The sequence below is a fragment of the Sphingobacterium sp. UBA1897 genome (assembly GCF_002337775.1).
GTDB classification, from domain to species: Bacteria; Bacteroidota; Bacteroidia; order Sphingobacteriales; family Sphingobacteriaceae; genus Sphingobacterium; species Sphingobacterium siyangense.
Map to the genome: position 1 here is coordinate 311,834 of NZ_DDGR01000026.1, position 23,977 is coordinate 335,810.

Genomic DNA, 23,977 nt, shown 5'->3' on the forward strand with positions numbered 1-23,977 from the left:
CCTTTTTTATTTTGTAAGATTTGCCTGTACATAATCGTAGCTTTTTTTGAGACTTTCCATCTTATTTGGCATATAGATATTGTCTTGCTCAACAAAAGCATATTTAAGTCCGGCTTTATTCCTTTCTTTAACGATTTCAGGGAAGTTGATGCTTCCGGTCCCCACTTCGGTATACTTGATATCATTGAAGATTTGCTCAATCGGCAATTTCCCATCTTTGGGCCATTCAATAGGATTGGATTTTGTTTTATCCATATCCTTGACATGCCAAAGTTTAAAACGGTTGGGGAATTTTTCAAACAAAGCTATCGGGTTTTTACCAGCTTTCTCTGCCCAGAAAAGGTCTAATTCAAAATCGACCAAATCAGGTTCAGTGAATGCTAACATCACCTCTTCACCCGTCGTATTATTGCCCAGATCCCTAAATTCCCAGAAGTGGTTGTGATAAGCAACTTTTAGACCTAATTTTTTAGCCTGTTCACCAGCCTTATTCAATTGCTCTGCAGCATAGAGATAATCGTCTTTTTTCAATGCATTCAGATCAAACATCGGTGTTACAGGAGCAATTACATATTCTTGACCAAGTTCTTTTGCTGCATCAAAATAAACCGCAAGGTCTTCTTTGTCGGTGTGGGCTTTACTTAGGTATTTGGACATATCGTAATGGCCTGAATGTGTTTTTAGACCGTTATCATCCAATATTTTCTTCAACTCTTTGTAGGGCAATTTCCAGAACTGTTTGGCTGTGGCGTCTATCCCATAGAGCTCAACATGTTTATACCCAATTTTGGCAATTTGTTCCAAAGATCCTTTCGGATCTTTATCCATTAAATCGCGGATGGAATAAAGCTGTACGCCTATATTCTGTAATGGATTGTCGCTGATTGCACCGGCTTTATTTTGACAAGATATAAAGTTGGGCACCAGATAAGCTGCCGAAAGACCTATTCCAGCTTGCTTTAAAAATTGACGGCGAGAATTGTTCATCATATAATTGATTACTTGTTAGTGTACAATGTACAATTATTTGTTCAGAAATCAATGGTGCAACAAGGAATATTTTTGAAGAGTATGTTGATTTTATAAACTATAAAATCTTCGGAGAGCCAAGGTTTTGTAGGTCGGTAAGAGTCCGTTTTAAGGGGGGAGTGGGGAGGTCTTCATACCAATAAAAAAGGTCTGAATATTTTTCAGACCTTTTTTCTATTCAAGTAGGAAAACTTAAACAGTCATGATATCTTTTTCTTTCAGTTCAGCCAATTTATCAACTTTTACAATGAATGCATCTGTTAACTTTTGAACTTCACCTTCGGCAGTTTTGATTTCATCTTCTGAAGCACCGTCATTTTTTAATTTTTTGATGGATTCGTTAACATCCTTACGAATATTACGAACACCAATACGGCCTTTTTCAGTTTCCTCTTTTACTTTTTTAACAAGGTCACGTCTTCTTTCTTCTGTCAAAGGAGGAACATTTAGACGAATAACGATACCGTCATTCTGCGGATTGATTCCTAGGTTGGCGTCTGTGATAGATTTTTCAATTGCGTTGATAAGCGATTTTTCCCAAGGCTGAATGACAATAGTCCGTGCATCAGTTGTATTGATGTTGGCCACTTGTGAAAGCGGAGTGGCGCTACCATAATAGTCTACTGAAATTCCATCTAACATAGATGGAGAAGCTTTACCCGCACGAATTTTAGTTAATTCGGATTCGGTGTGAGCAACTGCTTTGGACATCTTGTCTTTACAATCGTCCAATTCAATTGAAATTAGTTCGTTCATATAAGATTACGTTTTTTACAGATTTAAAATTATTTAACCACAGTTCCGACATGTTCACCATTGGCAAGTTTTAATAAATTGCCAGGTTTGTTCATATCAAATACAATGATCGGTAATTTGTTTTCTTGACAAAGGGTAAAGGCAGTCATATCCATGACATTTAATCCTTTCTCATAAACCTCTGTGAATGATATTTCTTCAAATTTTGTTGCACTAGGATCTTTTTCAGGATCGGCAGTATAGATACCATCTACACGTGTTCCTTTCAATACAGCATCGGCATTGATTTCGATTGCACGCAAAGATGCAGCAGTATCTGTCGTGAAATATGGGTTTCCAGTACCAGCTCCGAAAATAACAATACGGCCTTTTTCCAAGTGGCGAACGGCTCTTCTACGAATAAATGGTTCGCAGATTTGCTCCATTTTGATCGCAGTAAGCAAACGTGTCTTTTTCCCAACTTTCTCAAGCGCATCTTGAAGAGCCATGCTGTTGATTACTGTGGCAAGCATGCCCATATAGTCTGCTTGAACACGGTCCATGCCTGATTTTTCAGCGCTTAGACCACGGTATATATTACCGCCACCGATAACAATTGCAATTTCTAAACCTTGATCGTGAATTTCTTTGATATCATTAGCGTATTGTGATACACGGTTAATATCGATACCATAGCTTTGGTCACCCATTAAGGATTCACCGCTAAGTTTTAATAAGATACGTTTGTATTTCATAATTGTTTTTTTGGAAATTTTCCAAAGGTCAAAGATAAAATATTTTTTTCATCCCTTAAGCCTTAAAGTGATATTTATTGTGCTTTTATTGTTTGATTAATGACTTCTTGGTAATACTGCTCATACAAAGGCATAATATTAGACAATTGGAATCTTTTTGCATGATTTAATGCTGCTTCTTTAAATTTCTCTAAGCGTTCCCCATCTTCCAAGATATAAATTGCATTCTTCGCCATATCATCAACATCACCAACAGCACTGAGAAACCCAGTGATACCGTTTTCATTCAGCTCGGGTAAACCTCCGGTATTGGAAGAGATGACTGGAACTTGACATGCCATGGCTTCTAAAGCCGCAAGACCGAAACTTTCCGAACTTGAAGGCATCAGAAAGAGATCTGATACAGACAATATTTCTTCCACTGCGTCCTGTTTCCCTAAGAAACGGACGTCTTTGCATACATCAAGTTCTCTGGATAGTTCCTCTGCATTTCGACGTTCTGGACCATCACCTACCATCAATAATTTGGAAGGGATTACATCATGTACTTTCTTAAAAATACGAATAACATCTTCTGTATTCTTAACCTTCCTAAAGTTGGAGGTATGAACCAATATACGTTCATTGCCCGGTGCAATGGCTTTTTTGAAATGTGACCGATCTTTATTGCTGAACCTGTCCAGATCAATAAAGTTTGGGATCACTTTGATGTCTCGGGTAATGTCAAAGTATTGGAGCGTTTGATCTTTCAGATTCTGTGATACCGCAGTTACGCCATCGGATTGATTGATGGAGAATGTAACAACAGGACTAAAACTCTTGTCTTTACCAACCAGTGTAATATCTGTACCATGTAAGGTCGTTACTACAGGAATATTAATGCCATACGTAGTGAGTAAGATCTGTTTTGCCATAAATGCCGCCGATGCATGTGGAATGGCATAGTGGACGTGAATCAAATCCAACTTTTCAAAACGAACAACATCAACCAGTTTGCTGGCTAATGCAGATTCATAGGGTAGAAAGTCAAAAAGTGGATACTGCGAAACAGCTACCTCATGGTAGTATAGGTTTTCAGAGAAGAAATCCAGACGTGCGGGTTGTCGGTAGGTGATAAAATGGATCTCATGTCCATTAGCGGCCAAAGCCTTTCCTAGTTCGGTTGCAACAACACCACTTCCACCAAAGGTGGGATAACAAACAATTCCTATTTTCATCTGCGTAATTATGTCTGAGCGTATATGTTTAACGGCATCCCGTTATACGCGCTGTTTAATTTGTGTTTAAAGGTTCCAAGGAACCTAATGTTAGTATTCTGCGTGTTGTCGTCCAAGACATGTGATGTCTATCACATATAAACTATTTTTATTCATAAGGCACCGACGAAGTTATTTACCTTAACAATTGTCTTTTTAAATTATTTCATGCTAACATGAAAAATTGATAACGCTTATTCATGAATTTTGTGTTGCAAATTTCGTCTATTTATGCGTAAAATAACAAAAACCAATTGCCATAGTTTTGTGAATTTTTTGATTGGTTAAAAAGCACTATCTTTAAATAGACATTAAATCGGTATATGGATAACTTTATAAGTGATATTTCAGGACAGCAATTTCCTTCGGAGCAACGTATTTTAGGGGCTTCAATCCGACAACCTATTTTTAAGCTGATAAAAAAGGAATATCCAAGTTTTAGTAAGGACAAGTATATCGCTGCAAGCGAGTTGAAACGATTTAAGGAAACTTATATCTCCGAATTTCTGAAAGATGAGTCGGGGCAATTAAGTCAATTGGATCAGCAGGTAATCAATAGCTTTAAGGAAAATAAAGTAATCAGCGCAAGTCTGGACGGAGATAATAAGGAGTCAGTCAGCGTAGGAGATCGGGTTGCAGATAAAGTGGCTGAGTTTGGTGGAAGCTGGACCTTTATTATTTCCTTTATCTTATTTTTGATCGTTTGGATTGCAGCCAATATCTTTTGGTTAAATAATAAAGGCTTTGACCCGTATCCCTTTATTTTACTTAACTTGATTTTGTCCTGTGTGGCGGCCTTGCAGGCTCCGGTTATTATGATGAGTCAAAACAGACAGGAAGATAAGGATCGTGAACGCGCAAGAAATGACTATATGGTCAACTTGAAGGCTGAACTCGAAATCAGGGAATTACATGAAAAAATAGATCATCTCATTATCCGCAAAGAACAAGAACTTGTCGAAGTACAACGGGATCAAGTGGAAAAATTGAGCTTTCTATTAAAAAAGATGGAAAAAATAGAAGAAGCATTTAAAAATAAATGAATTTAGAAGGAGTAATAGGAGAACTTACGTTTAGGTTTTCCAGGTCGGGTGGAGCAGGTGGACAACATGTAAACAAGGTGTCATCGAAAGTATTGCTGCAGTGGGATGTTGCGCTATCGACAGCTGTTTCTGCTGAGGAAAAAGCAATGGTGTTCACCGCATTGGCAAATCGTATAAATAAAGAAGGAATACTGCAATTGGAATGCGATATCGACCGGTCGCAGGTCCGCAATAAAGAAATCGCAATCGATCGCTTTAAGCGTATATTGACGGCCGCACTTGTGCCAGCAAAACCTCGTAAGAAAACCAAAACTCCGTATTCGAGTGTTCTCAAAAGGCTGGATCGAAAGAAACAACAATCGCAATTAAAAGCTTCAAGGAAAAAGAATTTCGATGAATAAATATGACAATATTCCGTATTGACAAAAAATAATAAGTTGGTTATCAGTCTATTGGTTTTTAAACTAATTTATTAGTTGTTAAACTATGTTTTTAGTTATAACTTGTCTATTGATTTATTATTCAGGTATTTAATTTATTCTTGAGGAGTTATGGAGGATTTTAAAGAGTTAACGAAAGCTGAAGAGCAGATTATGCAAGAGCTCTGGGAGATGGGCCGTGGCTTTGTCAAAGAGATTATTGATCGACTTTCGGAACCGAAACCTGCTTACAATACGGTCTCGACCATCGTTCGTATTCTTGAAACGAAGGGCTTTGTAACGCATGAATCCTTTGGTAAAAGTCATCAATATTTACCAAAGATTTCAAAAGAGGAATATAAGAAAGGTATTACAGGTAAGTTATTAACCAATTATTTTGATAATTCGCCCAAAAGTATGCTCTCTTATTTTCTGGAAGAGAACAGGTTGGACATCAAAGAACTTGATGACATCTTGTCCATCATCGAACGTAATAAATAACAACCAATACTCTTTTATAAACTTTTGATTATGATTTACTTATTGATTGTCAATATTTCATTGATTATCAGTTTTGTGCTCTACAAACTGATTTTTAGAAAACTTACTTTTTTTCAATGGAATCGGATCTATCTGATTGGAATGGTTGCATTTTCTTTACTAGCTCCCGTGGGTATTTTTATTGAATTGCCCAAGACAGAGATGATTTCCAATCATATTCCACAGGTCGATTTAGGAACATATATGGATGTCGAAATCGGGAGTCCGATCGAAGAAAAACCTCTTTTTCTATTGGATATTCTTACCAAGATCTATTGGATAGGAGTGGCGCTCGCCTTTTTTTTCCTGGTGGTGCGCATCAGGCAACTTGTTCGGGTATTGCGCTCTTCTCCTGAATACCTGAGTTTTTCTTTTTTTAATAGGATCGTGATTGGAAAATCGATTAAAAACAAGGAGAATATTGCATGGCATGAGCAGGTCCATACTGCCCAGGGGCATTCCTACGATTTGGTGTTGATTGAGCTGCTGAAAATTTTTAATTGGTTCAATCCTGTTGTGTATTTCTTTCAAAAGGAAATAAGGTTTCAACACGAGTATATTGTAGATGAAATATGCTCGACCGATAAAGTGGCTTATGCAGAAATGCTGGTTGCTCATGCATTACGTACAGATCAATTGGCTTTTTCACATGAGTTTTCCAATCATTCTTTTTTAAAGCAGCGCATCACGATGTTATTTAAAGTTAAATCCGTACAAAGACAACGCCTGTTATATGTGATTGTGTTGCCCATGCTATTGGTGGTAGCGGGGTCTACGTTGATCTTTAATACGAGTAGGGCCAAGGATATGGTAGCGGATGTTGAAGAAAGCGTCAATAGGTTAACTGTGATTGACGAGCAGACATTATCGAACCAACCTGAGGAGTTAAAAAACGAACAGGTAAATGAAGACAGGAAGGTCTACAAAGACCCGGAGGTATTGGCCATTCCAGTTGGAGGAATGAAAAAGTATGTCATGGGATTGAGCAGTAGAATCCACGTGAGTGATGAAGCAATCAAGAATAATGTGATCGGGGTAATTGTCATCACAGCCATCGTGGAGAAAAACGGTGAGTTGAGCCATATAAAGGCTAAGAATGATTTGGGGCATGGCCTGGCATCAGCTGTGGAAAATGCTGTAAAAGCAAGTGGGAAATGGAAACCTGCAATCGTCAATGGGAAAGTCGTTCGATCGCTGCTTTCCTTGCCCGTCACCGTTGGCGGGAAAACAACTTATTATTGGGAGGAAACCGACACATTGGGCAGAAAGGTCCGGATGTCATCTCATTCATTCCCGGGCGCTGAATCTGGTGAAGAGACGGAAAAACAACTCAAGGAAGTAAAATCGATAAGGACGGAAAATGAGAGCGACCGCTGGAATCTTTCATTGGATTTTCAGTCCGACTTAGTAACTTTTGATAAAGTTGAGGTGCCACCAACACCTATTGGGGGAATGCGATCTTTTATGATCTGGGTAGGCGATAATTTTGTTTTTCCTGAAGCAGCAATTAAACGGGAGGTTAATGGCATTGTTGAAGTGGCTTTTATTGTCGAAAAGGATGGTAGTTTATCCCATGTTGATGTAAAAAAAGATCTTGGTTATGGAATCAAAGAGGCGGCATTGGAGCTCCTAAAAGGTGCGAAAAAATGGAAACCGGGATTAGTCAACGGTAAACCGGTACGCGTGGCTTACACATTGCCGATTCGTTTAAATTTAAAGAAGTAAAGATTAGATCATAAATATGCAGAGCAGATTCATTCAAATTTTCTATTTTATTGTGGTTTTGGCCATGCTTTCTTCCTGTAAGTCCTATAAAGTGGTTCCCAACGGTTTTGCTGTACAAGGAGATGAGTATTTTGTTAATATTAACAAAGAGCTCACCGTATTCCTCGGAGATGATATTATGGAGGATAAAAATTGGCAAGGTAAGACTAATCCGATTAATGCAAAGCAGGTTGACAATCGATTTCGTCGTGTATTGCGCCATTTACGCTATTCAGATACCGCGTATCAGGTTTTGTTTTCTGGACATCTGGAAGGAAAATATCGGTATGACATGCTTGCTGTAGTCAACAATTCGCCAAATGTAAAAGGGAAAAAAAATCACCTACTTGATTTAAGTTCTTTTCAACGGGAGCAAAATAAGGAGGGGCGATATTTTTATACGACTACAACTTTTAAAGGGCAAAAACTGCTTCATTTTGTAATACCTTTTAATGGGCGCCTTTGGCAAGAGAAAATGGTGTCGCTGATCTTTCTCTTCCCTGAGGATTTTACCGATATCGCGTGGGCGAAGGATGTGGTCATGTCTAATGTTGCTATGTATCGCGATCGTTATAAATTTACCCCGAGCCGCACGGAGATTTTATGCCCCGATGATGGTAGTAGCCGTTCGCATTTGGATTATAAAATACCTGAAGAAAAGGTGAATAAAACAGGCTATATGTTAATGAAAGCTTATGGCGAAGTTGACGGAGAACGAAAGCTGGTTGTTTACCGCGTGATGAAGCCCGGAGATTTTTATGGGTCCTTTGTGACCTGTAAAGGGGATTATGAAATTCTGTATACCACATTGCAAGACAAAATTGTTTGGCAGACTAAGGTGAATACAGAGCGGGATGTCGAATTCTAAAGAAAAAATTGAAAGCCTTGGATCAATAATCCAGGGCTTTCAATTTTTTCTTTAAATGTAAAATTTCATTTTGGAGCTGCTCAACTTTTTCCAATAGATGGCTAGCAACCTGAATTCCTGCAGGATTTACTTCAAGATCATAATAGAGATTTGAAAAACGCTCCAATTTTTGGAGCTCCTCTTCATCAATATATTGTTCTTCTTGTTGAATGACAATATGTATGAGTCCGTATTCCTCCATGCTTTGAAGAAAGGCTGTTTCAACCTTTCTGGACTGGCAGAAGTCGATGACTTTAATGAGTGTCGTTTCCATAAGATTATTGTTTTAAATCCTTCAACTGTTGGAACAATGCCTTTTCTTCGGCAGACAGATTATTGGGCATTTGGATATTCAATGTGACATAAAGGTCGCCAAATTCACCTTCTTTGCGGTATAAGGGAAATCCTTTTCCTTTAAGTCGCATTTTTGCGCCATTTTGACTTTCGGCTTTAATCTTCAGTTTAACCTTTCCGCCGAACGTATCTAAGGTCACTTCGCCGCCTAGAATAGCTGTATAGAGGTCTACATCAAGTGTAGTGTATAAGTCATTCCCCTGGCGTTTAAAATGGGCATCTGGTGTGATATTAATTGTGATATAGAGATCTCCCTTTGGCCCCCCGTTGATGCCCTCACTGCCATAGCCTTTCAGTTTGATTTTTTGACCATCCTCCACTCCGGCATGAATCGTGATGCGGATACTTTTTCCATTGATATTGAAGGTCTGTTGATGTGTCGTGTAAGCTTCTTGTAAGGTTAAGCTGAGTTCGGCATTAAAGTCCTGTCCACGAAATGTACTTTGGCGGCCTCCCCCGCGTCTGCTGCCAAACATCTGTTCGAAGAAATCCGAGAATTGCCCATCATCAAAGTTTCCGGTGTACTCGTGGGAACCGCCGCTTCCAAATGGATTTCCCCCAGCTCCGAATGGATTTCCTCCGGTGGATTGGGACTGACGGTATTGTTGCTGCGCTTTTTCATACTCCTCTCCATGTTGCCAATGTTCGCCGTATTGGTCATATTTTTTGCGCTTTTCGGGATCGGATAGTACTTCATTTGCCTCATTAATCTCCTGAAATCGTTGTTTGGCCTCATTGTCATTGGGGTTGACATCAGGATGGTATTTACGGGCTAGTTTTCGATATGCTTTTTTGATCTCATCAGCTGAAGCTGTTTTATCAATGCCAAGCACTTTATAGTAATCTACAAAAGCCATAAATTATACTTGTTTTGTATTAAAGATAACAATAATTGTGGATAAAAGGTTTATGATAAAGGTCATTTTAATACATAAAAAAAGCAAGTAAACAATCATTTACTTGCTTTTTTATTTAGTATAAAGTAATCCTTATTACAGCCGATAATTTGACCTTACTCTTTATTATTGTCAACCACCAGGCGATTTTCCCGATTGGCTATTTGCCATGCGGTGTAAAATGCGAGCTTTTCACGTTTAACCATCAATGGAAAGTCGATCTTGTCATAGGTATCTGCAGGTGTGTGGTAGTCCGGATGCAAGCCCGAAAAGTAAAATACAGATGGTATACCTTTCTTGGCAAAGTTATAATGATCGGAGCGATAGTAGAGGCGCATAGGATCCTTTGGATTGTCATACATATAGTCAATCTCCAGTTTCGTATGTTTTTCATTCTCATTTTTATTGATCTGATATAACTCCGAGCTCAATTTATCTGAACCGATCGCATGGATATAATCGTGATTACCTTTGAGATGTTTGTCGTCAACACGGCCAATCATATCAATATTAATGCAGGCAACGGTGTTTTTCAGTGGAAATATGGGATTTTCTGTATAGAATTTGGAACCCAATAAACCTTTTTCTTCTGCCGCATAGGTGATGAACAAAATACTGCGCCGAGGGCCATTTCCGGTTGATTTAGCTTTCGAAAAAGCACGTGCCAACTCTAGGACAGCTGCTGTGCCCGAGGCATTGTCATCGGCCCCAAAGAAGATATTTCCTTTGGAATCCATTCCATCGTGGTCATAGTGGCCCCCGATCACAACGATTTCGTCTTTTTTATCTGTTCCTTCCAGATAGCCAAGAATATTAGGATCGGCTAAAGGTGCAGCATTGGTGCCAAACTCAGCTTTAAAATTTGTTGAAATAGAAAAGGAATTCGGTTGTCCCGTACGATTAATTTTTGCAACCACAGTAGCAAGATTGGTTCTCGCCAGGTTTAGAATATAATTTGCTGCATGGTCTGTAATATTGACCACGGGGATCATGGGCGACTTTTCCGGCGCAGGTTGATCCACCGCCAAATTATAACGGCCCTCAATAGCTCGGTCTCCTGCATCCTCCAAAAGTTGAGACAGCTGACTATTGATGGCTAGTACCATTTTGGGACTGTGTTTAAGGATTTCCTTGACTTTTTTATTTCGGATTGTTGCCCAGTCCGAAGTAGTCTTTTTGCTGGTAATCCATGAATTCCCTTTCTCATCTGTTGGCTCATTCTCATTGATCAACATAACGATCTTATTGCGGAGATCGATGCCTGAGATATCCGAATACTTGGGATCATCTATACCATAGCCAATAAACACAATTTCATTGCTTTCGAAGAACTTGTTCTCATTGTTGCCAATGACAAAAATGTCCTTACCGTGTTGGAAGGGTCTATCGTTAATACTAAATTGCTTTACCTTAAAGCTGTTGCGAATTAGCTGCAGGGGTTGGAAATAGGATCCATTGACAGGCGCACTGAGTCCATATTTTTTAAATTCATTGGCAATATATTCTGCTGCCAGGCGCCCCCCTTTTTGGCCGGTCCCTCGGCCTTCAAAATCGACAGAAGCTAAAGTACGCAGATGCTTCTGCGTCGATTCTACTGTGATTTCATCCGCATATTTACTGTTTACGTCCTGTGCTTTTGCGCAGCTCATCAGGGAGCATGCGATCCAAAGCAGGTTGTATATTTTTTTCATTGTTTATTTTTTACTAGTGCGACTTTCAACGCTTTATTTTTGTAATTCTAATTAACCGGATTAAGTGAGCATCATCTGCTTAATCTTATAACAGGTGTCAGTATCTGCACAATATATAAAAAAAAGCGGATGAAAAGTGTAGTTTACCTTTCATCCGCTTCTTAAAAAATGTTAATTTATTAACAGCTACAAGCTATTTTGTTTACACGATTAGCGTGACGTCCACCCTCGAATTCCGTGTTCATAAATGTGTTGACGATCTTTTTAGCAAGGTCAATGTCAATAAAGCGTGCAGGTATACATACGACGTTCGCATCATTATGCTGACGGGCTAAAGCCGAAATTTCCTCCAGCCAACAGATAGCAGCACGAATATTTTGGTGTTTATTCGCTGTGATAGCAACACCATTTGCACTTCCACAAATCAAGACTCCGGCATCAGCTTCTTTATTTTCTACTGCTGATGCAACTGGGTGTGCGAAATCTGGATAATCAACTGAATCTGGAGAGTTTGTTCCAAAGTCTGTTACTTCATAACCCAGTTCATTCAAAAAGCTTACCAAAGCTGTTTTGTATTCAAAACCAGCATGGTCACTTCCAATCGCAATTTTCTTTACGCTGCTCATTTTTATTGTTATTTTATTTTTCTTGTGCTAATTTTTTTCTTTTGACATCCGCAGAAACCATAATACTGATCTCATATAATAAGAACATTGGTGCTGCAACGGTCAACATGGTGATCACATCTGCAGAAGGTGTAATGATCGCTGCTATCACTAAAATAATTACAGTTGCATAACGACGGCTGGCCCGCATAAATTCAGGGGTCATAATGCCTATTTTCGAGAGAATAAACACCAGTATCGGCAGTAGGAAAACAATTCCACAGCCCAATGTTAATGTTGCTATCGTAGAAAGGTAGTTATCGATGGTAATCTGGTTGACGATTTCATCACTTAGGGATACATTTGCCAGAAAGTTGATGGATAAGGGTACAACGATGTAGTATCCGAAGAGTGCTCCTAAAATAAACAATAAAGAAGAGTAAAAAACAAAACCACGTGCAGACCGTCTTTCCACATCGGTCAATGCTGGTTTTACAAATAACCAGATTTCAAAAAGAAGGTAAGGGAAGCCCATCATCAAAGCCATCAATAAACAGGAGTTTATCTGAAGCATAAATTGACCTGCTAGTTCGGTATTGATGATATTAAAAGGAATTTTCTTGACACAGAAGTCCGCTAAATTGAAAGCATCTGCGGCTTTACACATCATGCGATAGGTCCAAAAATTTAAATTCTTTGGCCCCATGATGATATCGTTGAATACGAAATCGTAAAATGTAAAGGCAATACCTGCAAAGATACAGATCGCAATTGCTGAACGGACCAAATGCCATCTCAAAACCTCAAGGTGGTCAAAAAAAGACATTTCTGCTTCTATATTCTTCCCTTTATCTTTAATAGCTTGTATTAGATCTTTCGAATTAGGTGTACTCATAAAAATTGTTTGGAAACAAAAATACCATTCTTATTGTAAAGAATGGTATTTTTTATGTATGTAAAGATAATTTTATTTAATCTTCTGCTGGATATTCCGTTAGGTCGAAAGTTTCCATAAACTTTGTCGTGAAATTGCCGGCTCTAAAGTTAGGGTCGCGCATCAATCTCAAATGTAAAGGAATGGTTGTTTTGATCCCTTCAATGACGAATTCGCTTAACGCACGTTCCATGGTACAGATTGCTTCCTCACGTGTTTGTGCAACAGTGATCAATTTAGCAATCATAGAATCATAGTTCGGCGGAATGGAATAACCAGAGTAAACGTGTGTATCTACACGTACACCATGTCCACCTGGTGAGTGGAAGTTGGTGATTTTACCTGGTGAAGGGCGGAAATTGTTAAAAGGGTCCTCCGCATTGATACGACATTCAATTGCATGCATTCCTGGTTCATAGTTTTTACCAGAGATCGGAATTCCTGCGGCCACTTTTATCTGTTCTTTGATCAAGTCAAAGTTGATTACCTCTTCCGTTACAGGGTGTTCTACTTGGATACGAGTGTTCATTTCCATAAAGTAGAAGTTGCGGTGTTTGTCAACCAAGAATTCGATTGTACCAGCACCTTCATAGTTTACAGCTTTAGCACCTTTGACAGCAGCCTCTCCCATTTCAGCTCTCAATTCGGGAGTCATAAAAGGTGATGGAGATTCTTCGATCAATTTTTGGTGACGACGTTGTATCGAACAGTCACGTTCAGATAGGTGACATACTGTACCGAACTGATCGCCCACAATTTGGAATTCGATGTGACGCGGTTCTTCTACATATTTTTCAAGGTAGATGCCATCGTTACCGAAAGCCGCAGCAGATTCAACACGTGCAGAATCCCAAGCTGGTTCGAACTCTTCATCTTTCCAAATGATACGCATACCACGACCACCACCACCGGCAGTTGCTTTGATGATTACTGGGTAGCCGATTTCATTCGCTAATATAATACCTTCTTTTACGTTTGAGATCAAACCATCCGATCCTGGAACGGTTGGAACACCAGCTTTTTTCATGGTATCCTTAGCACGGGATTTATCACCCATTTTTTCGATCTGTTCTGCAGTAGCACCAATAAATTTGATGCCATATTCTGCACAGATTGCTGAAAAGCGTGCGTTTTCCGATAAGAAACCGTATCCTGGATGAATCGCATCTGCATTTGTCAATTCAGCTGCAGAAATAATATTTGGAATGTTTAAGTAAGAGTCTCTACTCGGTGGAGGACCAATACAAACTGCTTCATCCGCAAATCTTACGTGTAAGCTGTCTCTATCAGCAGTCGAATATACTGCAACACTTTTAATACCCATTTCACGACAGGTACGGATAATGCGCAGGGCAATCTCGCCTCTATTTGCAATTAATATTTTTTTGAACATTGTCTTGAATTATGAAGTTTGCAAAAAATGTAGCCCTTTGGAGGCTACATGTATTCATTTACGTAATTGTAAATTACTTAGGCTCAACTAAGAATAATGGTTGGTCGAACTCAACAGGTTGAGCGTCTTCTACCAAAATCTTAACGATTTTACCTGAAACTTCAGATTCAATTTCGTTGAATAATTTCATAGCTTCAACGATACATAATACAGAACCGGTATTGATATCATCACCGATATTAACGAAAGATGGTTTACCTGGTCCAGCCGAACGGTAGAATGTACCGATCATTGGTGATTTGATTGTTATCAAGTTTGCGTCAGCGTTTACCGCTGGTGCTGCAGGGCTAGCCACAGGAGCTGGCGCCGCTGCTTGTGCAACTTGAGGAGCAGCAATTGGAGCAACAGCAGGAACAGTAGCTGTCACGTACGTAGGCTCTTGATTTGTCTTTATTGTAATTTTAAAATCTTGCTCTTCAATTGAGACTTCATTCACACCTGATTTTGAAACGAATTTAATCAAGTCCTGAATTTGTTTGATATCCATACCCATAGTATTCTAGGTTTTGTTTGTTTCTAAAAAATTCTAACTGTCAAAAGTAATAAATTATACCATAAAATGGACAATTAATACGCCCATTTTAAATAGATGGATCCCCAAGTGAAACCACCGCCGAAAGCTGCAAGGATAAGATTATCTCCTTTTTTCAATTGAGATTCCCATTCCCATAGGCATAAAGGAATAGTACCACTGGTGGTATTTCCATATTTTTGAATGTTCACCATCACTTTTTCTTCCGGAAGACCCACACGTTCTGCAGTTGCATCAATAATACGTTTGTTGGCCTGATGAGGTACCAACCAAGCAATATCTTCTGACTTTAAGTTATTTTTGACCATAACTTCATGTGCTACATCAGCCATATTGGTTACTGCAAATTTAAACACCGTACGACCTTCTTGGTAAGCATAATGTAATCCTGCATCTACAGTTGCATGCGACGCCGGATTCAGTGAACCTCCACCTTTGATATTCAAAAACTGTCCTCCGGAACCATCGGTTTTTAAAATAGCATCCTGTATACCCATTCCTTCTTCATTTGGCTCCAACAATACACAACCACAGCCATCACCAAATAGGATACAGGTATTACGGTCTTGATAATTTATTACTGAAGACATTTTATCTGCACCGATAACAAGGACTTTTTTATGTGTACCAGCAGTGATAAATTGTGTTCCTGTATTCAGACCGAACAAGAAACCTGAACAAGCAGCCTGAAGATCAAATCCCCATGCATTTGTAGCTCCGATTTTATCGGCCAGAATATTTGCAGTCGCAGGGAACAGCATATCTGGTGTGCTTGTGCAAAAGATAATAAGGTCAATATCTGTAGCAGCTATACCTCTTTTTTTCAATAAACCTTGAACTGCAGGTACAGCAAGATCTGAAGTAGCAAGCCCTTCACCTTTTAAGATGCGACGCTCTTTGATTCCCGTTCTGGAAACAATCCATTCGTCGTTGGTGTCGACCATTGTTTCCAATTCTTTGTTAGTAAGGATATAATCCGGAACGTAACCATTTACAGCCGTGATTGCGGCGTGAATCTTTGACATAAATATTCTAATTGAAAATAGATCTGATGCTGTCAATGAACTTAGACTCGATCATATCTCTTGAAAATAAAACCATATTTTTAATGGCCTCAGGTGTCGAAATACCATGGCCAATAATGACAGGAGCATTAACTCCCAAGATGGGGCTTCCGCCGTACTGCTCGTAGTTGAATCGGTCGAAGAAATCATCTTTAAAACCTTTTTTCAACGTCACTACATAAAATGATTCTGCGAGTTTCAAGACGACGTTGCCTGTAAATCCATCACAGACGTAAACGTCGGCATGGTCACTGAACAGGTCACGGCCTTCTGCATTTCCGATAAAGTTAATCTTGTCGTTGGCTTTAAGTAGGGGGTAGGTAGAGGTTGTTAGGATGTTTCCTTTTTCTTCTTCTTCTCCGATATTCAATAATCCAACTTTAGGATTGGATACATTAAACACATGTTCGGCAAAGACACTTCCCAAGATTGCAAATTGGTTCAACATCTCTGGTTTACAGTCCGCATTAGCGCCGACGTCCAATAAGATTCCGAAGCCTGATTTTAATTTGGGAACAATGGATGCTATTGCAGGACGTAATACGCCTGGGATAGCTTTAACGCTGAACATTGAGCCCACAAGCATGGCGCCAGTATTACCAGCAGAAGCGAATGAGTCAATTTCTTTGTTTTTTAAATATTCAAATCCCTTCGCAATACTTGAGTTGGGTTTTTGAGTTATTGCTTTGGTAGGATGTTCACCCATTGCAATGACTTCTGGAGCCTCTACATATTCAAAGTCAGATGAATTTCCTCCGGCTTGATTGATTAATTGTTTAGTCTCTTCAGTGTTACCAAAAAGGACTATTTTTTGGTCTCCAGTAAGCTGTTTTTGTGCTTCAATAGCACCTGTTATCGTTGCTTTAGGAGCATAATCTCCTCCTAAAATATCTAAACCAATCTTCATCCGTTATTATTTAGTAAATCAATAATACGCAAAAAACATCCCAAAGTAAAGCAAATTTCTAAAATAGTGCTTGTCTGGGATGTTTTGGTGTTATGAAAGGTTTACCTTAGACAACAGCTGTATTTTCAATGATCAATTTACCGTTGTAGTACAAGTTTCCGTCTACAGTATACGCACGGTGAGGTAAATGAACTGCGCCAGTTTCTTTACATACTGTCAAGCTTGGAGCTTCAGCTTTATAATGTGTTCTTCTTTTGTCTCTTCTTGATTTAGAAGTTTTACGTTTTGGATGTGCCATCTCGTATTTTTGTTTTAGTTATTTTTAATATTTCTCAATGCTTCCCAACGTGGGTCGATAATTTCTTCTTCTTTTTGTTCTTCTGAATCAGGCTCGCTTGTAAATAACGCGAGCATCTCAGGATCACATTGTATACCTTGTCCCTGCTCTTCACATTTTACGATATAGGGAACAGCTAAATTAATGTATTCGTATAATAACTCAGCTATATCCAACTCATGGTCGCTTTTGGATAAGATCAACACCTCTTCGGTATTATCTGTCCAATCTTCATCCGTGAATTTGACTAATATTCGTTCTTGAATTGAAATCGGTGACATAAACTCTTTTAAGCAGGTATCACAAGTCAATTGAATTTCGCCTTGGATATCAAAATGCAAAATCAATAGATTTTCTTGTTTTTGCAATTCAACTTCTGCTTTCAGATTGCCATCTTTTACAATCGAATGTTCGTAGCAGTCAAAGAACTTTTTATTAATGTCAAACTCAAAATTGTGCTTTCCAGCGTTGAGCCCCGAAAAGGGAATTCTGTATTGTTTTAGATGTTTCACAATCTTGCATTTGAGCCTGCAAAGGTATGTATAAAATCATTAGGATAGAAATATTTTTTTAAATATTCCGAAGCAAAGCTTTATATACACCAGTAACAGGGCTTATTCATAATAATTTTTGCCTAACTCTATCTTTTCGCGCCCATTTGCCATACGCCATTTGTTGGTGTCACGTAGCGAATAAGCACAGCCGCAATATTCCTGCATATAGAACTTCTCCTTTTTGGAGACTTCAAGCATACGGGCAGAACCACCTTTCTTGCGCCAGTTGAATGTCCAATACTCCATCCCTTCATGGCGGGAGGCCGCACGTAAACCACAGTCATTGATTTGCTCCATGTTTTTCCAACGGGAAATACCCAGCGAACTTGAAATCACATCAAAGCCATTCGCAGCTGCATACTCAGCCGTTTTTTCAAAACGCATATCAAAACACATGGTGCAGCGAATGCCTCTTTCAGGCTCTTGCTCCATCCCTTTGGCCAAATCGAACCAATGATCAACATCGTAATCCGCATCAATAAAAGGGATATTATGTTTTTCCGCAAATCGGATGTTCTCGTCTTTGCGTAAATCATATTCTTTGCGGGGATGAATATTGGGATTGTAAAAATAGATTGTAAAATCGATATCCGAAGCAATGAGTGCTTCCATCACTTCTCCAGAACAAGGAGCACAGCAGGAGTGTAAAAGTAATTTTTTGCCCTCTCCCGGTAATGCCAACCTCTCCCTTACAAATTCTTTATTTTCCATAATCGTATGTGCTAACAAAAAACAAGGACAATTTTAATCAAAAAGTAGCGAATTGACAAATATTTCCGTTTTACTTATACGAGTTTGCCCTTAAAAGAATCATATAAATTCGTTTATATGCTGCATATATTAGTAGATTTGTATGTTTAACGCAATACACTATTTTTAATAAAAAATATATGAAATTTTCGTTTCGATCCTGTATTATCCTATTCTTTGTTAGTGTAATAGGTTTTACATCATGCAAGAAACTGGATGATGAACCTGTAAGAACGGGTGCTACTTTGATCTCCAGATTGTATGTTTCTTTCTCGGATTACGACCAGAACAATTCCGCGCTTAAAAACATGATGATTATCGATCCGGCTGATACAACCAACTTGGATAATATCTATCAATATCTTTCTCCGGCAAAAGGTGGTGGCCCAATTCTTTTTGATGCAGCAGCCCGGGCTATCTTTCAGGCAAGTGTTACAGCACAAGATACTTTTCTTCAAGTGATTCCATTTGCCAATGAGATCTATGGAATTCCTGGTAATGCAGGTGCTATTGGATATACTGGTTTTACAAATGTAAGGGGTTTGGCTTATTATACTTATGCCCAACAAAATGGTACTTCTGGATCTGTTACAACACCATTTCTTTTGGCTGTTACAAATCGCGGAGCAGGTAACTCCATGTTATATGCTATAAGTACACCAAGTGGAAAAGTAGGATCAAAAGGCGGAGCACCGATCATTGACAAACAGATTAACCTGGGGACCATTGTTCCGAGTTCACTGACCTTATTGAACAGCATCACGAGTGATAGTAATGAGAAATTGGTGCTGGTTGGTTTTAATAATGAAGGAACAGAAAATAAAAGTGGTTTTGCGGTATATTCACAACTCAAACAAGAACTCATCGACCGTGCTCGCGATACCATTGTAGCTTCCACTAGATTTACGCCAATGATGAAAGTATATATCAATGGTAAAACGGGATTAGGCTCGGTATCCTACGCTCCCAAAAAGAACTTGTTGGCGGTAACTTCCGGTAGTGAAGTACTATTTTTCAAAGATCCAAATACCTTATTTAGCGGCACCACGGATAAAATGAACGTGGAACCGGATTATGTTGTCGGTGGGGCTAATACAGGCTTAGTAAAACCTTGGGGTGTAGCGATTGATGACCGTACGGACCAAGGAAAATTCTTTTATGTTTCTGATCTAACGAATCGTACAATTTCGCGTTTTCCATTGGTTGGCTTAAGTGAAGGCAATGTAAAACCCGATATTGCGGCGAAAACCTATGGCTCCATGACGCCTAATTATATCTTTTTAGATGCTCGTGAAGCTAATGTTTTCTAACATGCAGTTTAAGCAAGCAACTGGAAAAGCTCTTTGATTTCCTGTTGCTTGTTTGAACTTTCATGTTCCTCGTAGGCAGACATTAGGTTTCGCAAAGCTCGTTTAATGATAGTCACATTGTCGCAAGGATAGGTAAATTCTCTATCTGGATTGAGGTTCAGTTGCTTCAAAAATGAATTTACATCGCTTTTTTGCATAACCTGACCACGATTAAAGGCATTGATGTAAAACAGCACATTTTCATTCCCTTCTTCATCCGAATCCATATACGCCAATACAAAATGCTTTGGTAAATTGATACCGTAGATTGGAATGTCCAATTTTTGTGCAATGATACTATAAATGCAGGATAGGGTTAAGGGATTCCCCTGTTTGGTATCGAGTACTTGACCAATATAGGAATTCTGTGGGTGATGATAGTCCTTTGTATTTCCTGTTAGGCCGAAAGAGCCAAAAAGAACATGATTCATTAGGTTCACTTTTTCCAGTGGGCTCATGTCGTAATGCAAACCGCGCCATACCTCAGTTTTGAGATCTTCTATCGCCAAAATAATCTTGTGGTCTTCATAAGAAGGATATTGATAATTATTGAGGATAATTAATCCTTCCAGTAGATTGAATGAGTTACTCAGGTTCCAGATCTGTAACTCGTTTTTGGTCTGATCAAATTGAATTTCATGAATGATATTCTCTAAACGTCCCTGTATTCTGGGATCGAAGCTTGATTCCCAAAATTTTTCCAAATAGGGTACAATCTCAGGACCTTGGCTTTTTAACTGGTGTTCCACTTCCTGAATAATCTGTTGGTCGGTGTCGTCCAACAGGGATATTAGCGATTTCAACTCTCTCTCATTCATCATAACGAAGTTAAAGAATTGATTCGAAATATGAGCTAAAAAAATCCCTACCGTAATTGATGTACTGCGTAGGGATTATCCAGGTTAAATTGGCATACAATTATTTGAGCTGACCATCCAGCATATTGACAACTCTTTTACCGTATTCGGCATTCTTTTCAGAATGGGTTACTTGTATGATCGTAACACCATCATCGTTGAGCTGTTTGAATAGATCCATGATTTCTTCGCCTTGTTTGGAATTTAAATTACCCGTAGGCTCATCGGCTAACAATAACTTGGGCGATCCCGCTAATGCACGCGCTATACCTACAATCTGTTGTTGGCCACCGGATAGTTGGGCTGGGAAGAGATCCTTCTTACCAACAATACCAAAGCGATCGAGCATATCGGCAACAATAGCTTTTCTTTCTTTGCTCGAAATGTCCTTATAGATCAAAGGTGTTTCAATATTTTCATATACAGTCAATTCATCCAGGAGATGGTAAGCTTGAAATACATAGCCGATGTGGGATTGGTATAGTTGCGTTCTTTTTTTCGCTTTCATTTCCAACACATTCTCGCCCATAAAGATATATTCACCTTCATCAGGCTCGTCGAGCATACCGATAATATTTAATAAAGTCGATTTTCCGGACCCTGAAGGTCCCATGATGGAGATAAAATCACCTTCAGCGATATCGAGACTTACATCTTTAAGGACGAATGAGCGTGTACCACCTACATTATACCACTTGAATAAATTTTTTAATTGTATCATTTTTTAGTATTGAGATCTTAGATATTCGTATTTATATTTTTACCGGTAACCATAATTATTGTTCGACTCTGGGTTAAGGCCATCACTGCTCATATTATCTTTTATTCATCGCGCAGACTATCTATTGGATTGGTTTTTGCGACTTTGAGAGATTGGAAACTGATGGAAACCAATATGAGGATAAATATGCAAAATATTGGAATCAAAAACGACCACCAGGAAAGCTGAATGTGATAGGCGAAATTAGAAAGCCATTTATTCATGAGCATATAGGCTAGTGGAAGGGCTATGCCAATACCGATCAAAAAGAGTTTGAAAAATGGTTTGTTCAATTGAACAAAGAGCAATTGTACCGATGCTCCCAGTACTTTTCTGATGCTCATTTCCTTTTTTCGTAATGCCGCCTGATATGCCGCCATACTGAACAGCCCTAAGGCCGCGATGATCACAGAGAGGCTAGTGAAACTATTAAAAGCCGTCTGCAATTCTTGCTGTTTTTTGTGCTGTAAAGCATATTGCTCATCCATAAAGGAATAATCAAGGGGGAGGTCTTTTGCGGTTGGGTTTTTCGCCCACTCTGCTTTGACTGTTTGAATTGCCTGATCGACCATGCCTTGTTTTGTTTTGACCATAAGTGTCGTCTGAAAACGCATAGTGCCACATTCATTTTTAAATGAATAGATGGTCGGTTGAACTACATTCTCAAAGCCATAAGCTTTACTGTCTTTGACTAAACCGACAATTTCAAAGTCTACATCACAGCCCTTAATTTTTGCACCCATAGGGTTTGAAAGTCCTAAATTTTTGGCTGCAGATTCGTTTATAATAGCATAATGGGCTAAGGAATCGCGAAGCAATTGGTCCAATGAAATATTGGTATTCCCCTGTGTACTGGAGATGTTTAACGTCTTGAAGTATCCAGGATCAATGCCGACATGTGCAAATGAAATGTTTTTTTGGGCATAGGAAAAATCCATTTTGGGAGGCTGCTCACCTTCTCCCGGAATATTGGTCGCCGATGCGGTAGATGCAATACTCGGATCATTTTCTAATCGCCTCTTTAATTGTTCGTAGTTGTTTTTATTGTAATACATACCTACTCCCTTGAAATTGATAACCTGCGCTGGCTCAAACCCTTTATCTGCCTGCTGCATGTACTGAAGTTGGCCCCGGATGATTAACATACCCGAGATAAACAAAATCGCCATGCTGATTTGAAAGGTTAATAAGGCATTGCGGAAAGTTCCTTTTTTGAGTACTGATGTTAGTCCGCCTTTAAGGAGATTAACGGATTTGAAGCCAGAGAGTACGATAGCTGGGTATATTGCCGATAGAATTGTTGTCAATAGTACGGCAATAGCAAGTTGGGCGATTGTCTCCGAGCTCAAAATATACCCCTTAAGATCATCGTTGAACCATTTTTGTAGAATATTTCCTGTGAGAGCCAAAGTGACGAAACTTAAGATTGCAGCACTGAAAGTCAGGATAAATACTTCCAGTACCAATTGTCTGACGATAGCCCAGCGTGAGCTGCCTAATATTTTTTTAAGCGCGAGTTCCTTAATGCGTTGATCCGCCTGTGCCATAATCAAATTGGCAAAATTGGCAGCGGCAAGTAAGAGGATCAAAACGGAGAGAATACCAATAATCCACGTAATGATATAAGCTGTGTCAGTACCTGTTTTTGGCCTTAGATGAAGATTGGCTAATGGATCCAAATAGATTTTTCCCTTGGCATAACTAGAAGAACGTATTTTATCTTTTGGTGCAATTTCTTTCTGGTAAAGCGCATTGATGCGATTAGTCAACTTTGGGATATCCGTACCGGGACGAACCTGAATATAAGTTTGATACAAAAAAGGATTATTATCGGCGAAGAGATCCTGCGGTTCGCGGATAAAAAGGAGATCGTAATCAATGATGGACAGACTCTGTTTTTTGATCGTACCATAAATCGTCTCCTGCATACCTAGAGCAAGGCTTTGAGTTGGAACCGAATGGGGACTGTCAAAATTTAGATCTTCTTTTTTAAACAGTTGTTCGGCAATAGGACTTTTGACCAAGGTCGCTTCCTTTTGGTCTTTGTTTTTATAGAGCGGTCCAGTCGCATTTTTTACCTGAAAAATTTGCGCAGCAGAAGAATCAATTAATGCCGCGTTTTTGATAAGGACTGTTTTTTCACCAAAAAGGGGGTAACTACCGTAGTTATAGACTATTTTTCTTCCTGCATATACAATATCAGGTAAACTCTGTTTTAGCAATGGAGCCAGTGAAGGTGAAGTTTCGTCCGTAAATGCACCTTCCGATTCAAGGCCAATTTGGTAGATATCCTTAAAATGTGGGTTCCATTTATCGTAACTCGTTTCGCGATTAATATATTGATAGGAAAGGATAAAACCCGTAAAACCCAGGGTCAGACCAACAATATTTAAGAAAGTAAAACCTTTATTTTTTAAAAGTTTGCGCCAAGCTAGTTTGAAATCATTTTTTGCCATTTTTTGGAGGATATTATGTTTAAACTAATG

Annotated in this window: 25 protein-coding genes; 6 read left to right on the forward strand and 19 right to left on the reverse strand. The window is 39.0% G+C overall.

Annotated elements, in window-relative coordinates:
• Window positions 1-6: 6 nt before the first annotated feature.
• The 4 genes from B4N43_RS18085 to bshA form a co-directional block, all read right to left on the reverse strand.
• Window positions 7-990, reverse strand: a complete 984-nt coding sequence (locus B4N43_RS18085) for a sugar phosphate isomerase/epimerase family protein (protein WP_227550265.1) — start codon at window positions 988-990, stop codon at window positions 7-9.
• 231 nt (window positions 991-1,221) lie between these two features.
• Window positions 1,222-1,785 (reverse strand): ribosome recycling factor, encoded by a 564-nt coding sequence (gene frr, locus B4N43_RS18090; protein WP_075991131.1) that lies wholly within the window; start codon window positions 1,783-1,785, stop codon window positions 1,222-1,224.
• A gap of 29 nt (window positions 1,786-1,814) precedes the next feature.
• Window positions 1,815-2,519, reverse strand: a complete 705-nt coding sequence (gene pyrH / locus B4N43_RS18095; RefSeq protein WP_075991132.1) for a UMP kinase — start codon at window positions 2,517-2,519, stop codon at window positions 1,815-1,817.
• A gap of 74 nt (window positions 2,520-2,593) precedes the next feature.
• Window positions 2,594-3,736: an N-acetyl-alpha-D-glucosaminyl L-malate synthase BshA gene (gene bshA / locus B4N43_RS18100; RefSeq protein WP_075991133.1), complete on the reverse strand. Its 1,143-nt coding sequence runs from the start codon at window positions 3,734-3,736 to the stop codon at window positions 2,594-2,596.
• Between the two features lie 362 nt (window positions 3,737-4,098).
• Between bshA and B4N43_RS18105 the strand changes: the two genes are divergently transcribed.
• The 5 genes from B4N43_RS18105 (at window position 4,099) to B4N43_RS18125 (ending at window position 8,409) form a co-directional block, all read left to right on the forward strand.
• On the forward strand, window positions 4,099-4,818 hold the full coding sequence (locus tag B4N43_RS18105; RefSeq protein ID WP_286735809.1) for a DUF1003 domain-containing protein: 720 nt from the start codon (window positions 4,099-4,101) through the stop codon (window positions 4,816-4,818).
• The gene (gene arfB, locus B4N43_RS18110; protein WP_075991135.1) at window positions 4,815-5,219 is read left to right on the forward strand and encodes an alternative ribosome rescue aminoacyl-tRNA hydrolase ArfB; all 405 of its coding nucleotides are present in this window, start codon (window positions 4,815-4,817) and stop codon (window positions 5,217-5,219) included. The genes B4N43_RS18105 and arfB overlap by 4 nt, the downstream gene beginning before the upstream one ends.
• A 150-nt stretch (window positions 5,220-5,369) precedes the next feature.
• The gene (locus B4N43_RS18115) at window positions 5,370-5,738 is read left to right on the forward strand and encodes a BlaI/MecI/CopY family transcriptional regulator (protein ID WP_075991136.1); all 369 of its coding nucleotides are present in this window, start codon (window positions 5,370-5,372) and stop codon (window positions 5,736-5,738) included.
• A 30-nt stretch (window positions 5,739-5,768) separates the two neighbouring features.
• The gene (locus tag B4N43_RS18120) at window positions 5,769-7,502 is read left to right on the forward strand and encodes an energy transducer TonB (RefSeq protein WP_286735810.1); all 1,734 of its coding nucleotides are present in this window, start codon (window positions 5,769-5,771) and stop codon (window positions 7,500-7,502) included.
• Between the two features lie 16 nt (window positions 7,503-7,518).
• Window positions 7,519-8,409, forward strand: coding sequence for a hypothetical protein (locus B4N43_RS18125; protein ID WP_075991138.1), 891 nt, complete (start codon window positions 7,519-7,521; stop codon window positions 8,407-8,409).
• Between the two features lie 22 nt (window positions 8,410-8,431).
• On the opposite strand, the gene B4N43_RS18130 is transcribed toward B4N43_RS18125, so the two are convergent.
• The 12 genes from B4N43_RS18130 to B4N43_RS18185 form a co-directional block, all read right to left on the reverse strand.
• Complete coding sequence (locus B4N43_RS18130) at window positions 8,432-8,722, reverse strand: chaperone modulator CbpM (RefSeq protein ID WP_286735811.1); 291 nt, start codon at window positions 8,720-8,722, stop codon at window positions 8,432-8,434.
• A 4-nt stretch (window positions 8,723-8,726) separates the two neighbouring features.
• On the reverse strand, window positions 8,727-9,659 hold the full coding sequence (locus B4N43_RS18135) for a J domain-containing protein (RefSeq protein WP_286735812.1): 933 nt from the start codon (window positions 9,657-9,659) through the stop codon (window positions 8,727-8,729).
• A 155-nt stretch (window positions 9,660-9,814) separates the two neighbouring features.
• Window positions 9,815-11,389 carry a M28 family peptidase gene (locus tag B4N43_RS18140; protein ID WP_286735813.1) on the reverse strand — a complete coding sequence of 525 codons (1,575 nt, stop codon included), beginning with the start codon at window positions 11,387-11,389 and terminating at the stop codon, window positions 9,815-9,817.
• Between the two features lie 179 nt (window positions 11,390-11,568).
• Window positions 11,569-12,015 carry a ribose 5-phosphate isomerase B gene (gene rpiB / locus B4N43_RS18145; protein ID WP_286735814.1) on the reverse strand — a complete coding sequence of 149 codons (447 nt, stop codon included), beginning with the start codon at window positions 12,013-12,015 and terminating at the stop codon, window positions 11,569-11,571.
• A gap of 13 nt (window positions 12,016-12,028) precedes the next feature.
• Window positions 12,029-12,889, reverse strand: coding sequence for a twin-arginine translocase subunit TatC (tatC, locus tag B4N43_RS18150; RefSeq protein WP_088160308.1), 861 nt, complete (start codon window positions 12,887-12,889; stop codon window positions 12,029-12,031).
• 76 nt (window positions 12,890-12,965) lie between these two features.
• Window positions 12,966-14,321 carry an acetyl-CoA carboxylase biotin carboxylase subunit gene (gene accC / locus B4N43_RS18155; RefSeq protein WP_075991144.1) on the reverse strand — a complete coding sequence of 452 codons (1,356 nt, stop codon included), beginning with the start codon at window positions 14,319-14,321 and terminating at the stop codon, window positions 12,966-12,968.
• 73 nt (window positions 14,322-14,394) lie between these two features.
• Window positions 14,395-14,874, reverse strand: coding sequence for an acetyl-CoA carboxylase biotin carboxyl carrier protein (gene accB, locus B4N43_RS18160; protein ID WP_075991145.1), 480 nt, complete (start codon window positions 14,872-14,874; stop codon window positions 14,395-14,397).
• Window positions 14,875-14,948: 74 nt separating this feature from the next.
• The gene (locus tag B4N43_RS18165; protein WP_046672271.1) at window positions 14,949-15,938 is read right to left on the reverse strand and encodes a beta-ketoacyl-ACP synthase III; all 990 of its coding nucleotides are present in this window, start codon (window positions 15,936-15,938) and stop codon (window positions 14,949-14,951) included.
• A gap of 7 nt (window positions 15,939-15,945) precedes the next feature.
• Entirely contained in the window at window positions 15,946-16,884 is a 939-nt protein-coding gene (gene plsX, locus B4N43_RS18170) for a phosphate acyltransferase PlsX (protein WP_075991146.1), read from the reverse strand.
• Between the two features lie 106 nt (window positions 16,885-16,990).
• On the reverse strand, window positions 16,991-17,182 hold the full coding sequence (rpmF, locus tag B4N43_RS18175; RefSeq protein ID WP_046672269.1) for a 50S ribosomal protein L32: 192 nt from the start codon (window positions 17,180-17,182) through the stop codon (window positions 16,991-16,993).
• A 14-nt stretch (window positions 17,183-17,196) separates the two neighbouring features.
• Complete coding sequence (locus B4N43_RS18180) at window positions 17,197-17,733, reverse strand: YceD family protein (RefSeq protein WP_046672268.1); 537 nt, start codon at window positions 17,731-17,733, stop codon at window positions 17,197-17,199.
• A gap of 102 nt (window positions 17,734-17,835) precedes the next feature.
• Window positions 17,836-18,486 (reverse strand): epoxyqueuosine reductase QueH, encoded by a 651-nt coding sequence (locus B4N43_RS18185; protein WP_075991147.1) that lies wholly within the window; start codon window positions 18,484-18,486, stop codon window positions 17,836-17,838.
• Between the two features lie 179 nt (window positions 18,487-18,665).
• On the opposite strand from B4N43_RS18185, the gene B4N43_RS18190 reads away from it, so the two are divergent.
• Window positions 18,666-19,835, forward strand: coding sequence for a hypothetical protein (locus tag B4N43_RS18190; protein WP_075991148.1), 1,170 nt, complete (start codon window positions 18,666-18,668; stop codon window positions 19,833-19,835).
• Between the two features lie 8 nt (window positions 19,836-19,843).
• Here B4N43_RS18190 and B4N43_RS18195 read toward each other — a convergent pair whose 3' ends face one another.
• From B4N43_RS18195 to B4N43_RS18205, 3 genes are all read right to left on the reverse strand, one after another.
• Window positions 19,844-20,695 carry a transglutaminase-like domain-containing protein gene (locus B4N43_RS18195; protein ID WP_312352434.1) on the reverse strand — a complete coding sequence of 284 codons (852 nt, stop codon included), beginning with the start codon at window positions 20,693-20,695 and terminating at the stop codon, window positions 19,844-19,846.
• A 97-nt stretch (window positions 20,696-20,792) separates the two neighbouring features.
• On the reverse strand, window positions 20,793-21,452 hold the full coding sequence (locus B4N43_RS18200) for an ABC transporter ATP-binding protein (RefSeq protein ID WP_046672265.1): 660 nt from the start codon (window positions 21,450-21,452) through the stop codon (window positions 20,793-20,795).
• Between the two features lie 101 nt (window positions 21,453-21,553).
• Window positions 21,554-23,947 (reverse strand): ABC transporter permease, encoded by a 2,394-nt coding sequence (locus tag B4N43_RS18205; protein ID WP_075991149.1) that lies wholly within the window; start codon window positions 23,945-23,947, stop codon window positions 21,554-21,556.
• Window positions 23,948-23,977 lie beyond the last annotated feature (30 nt).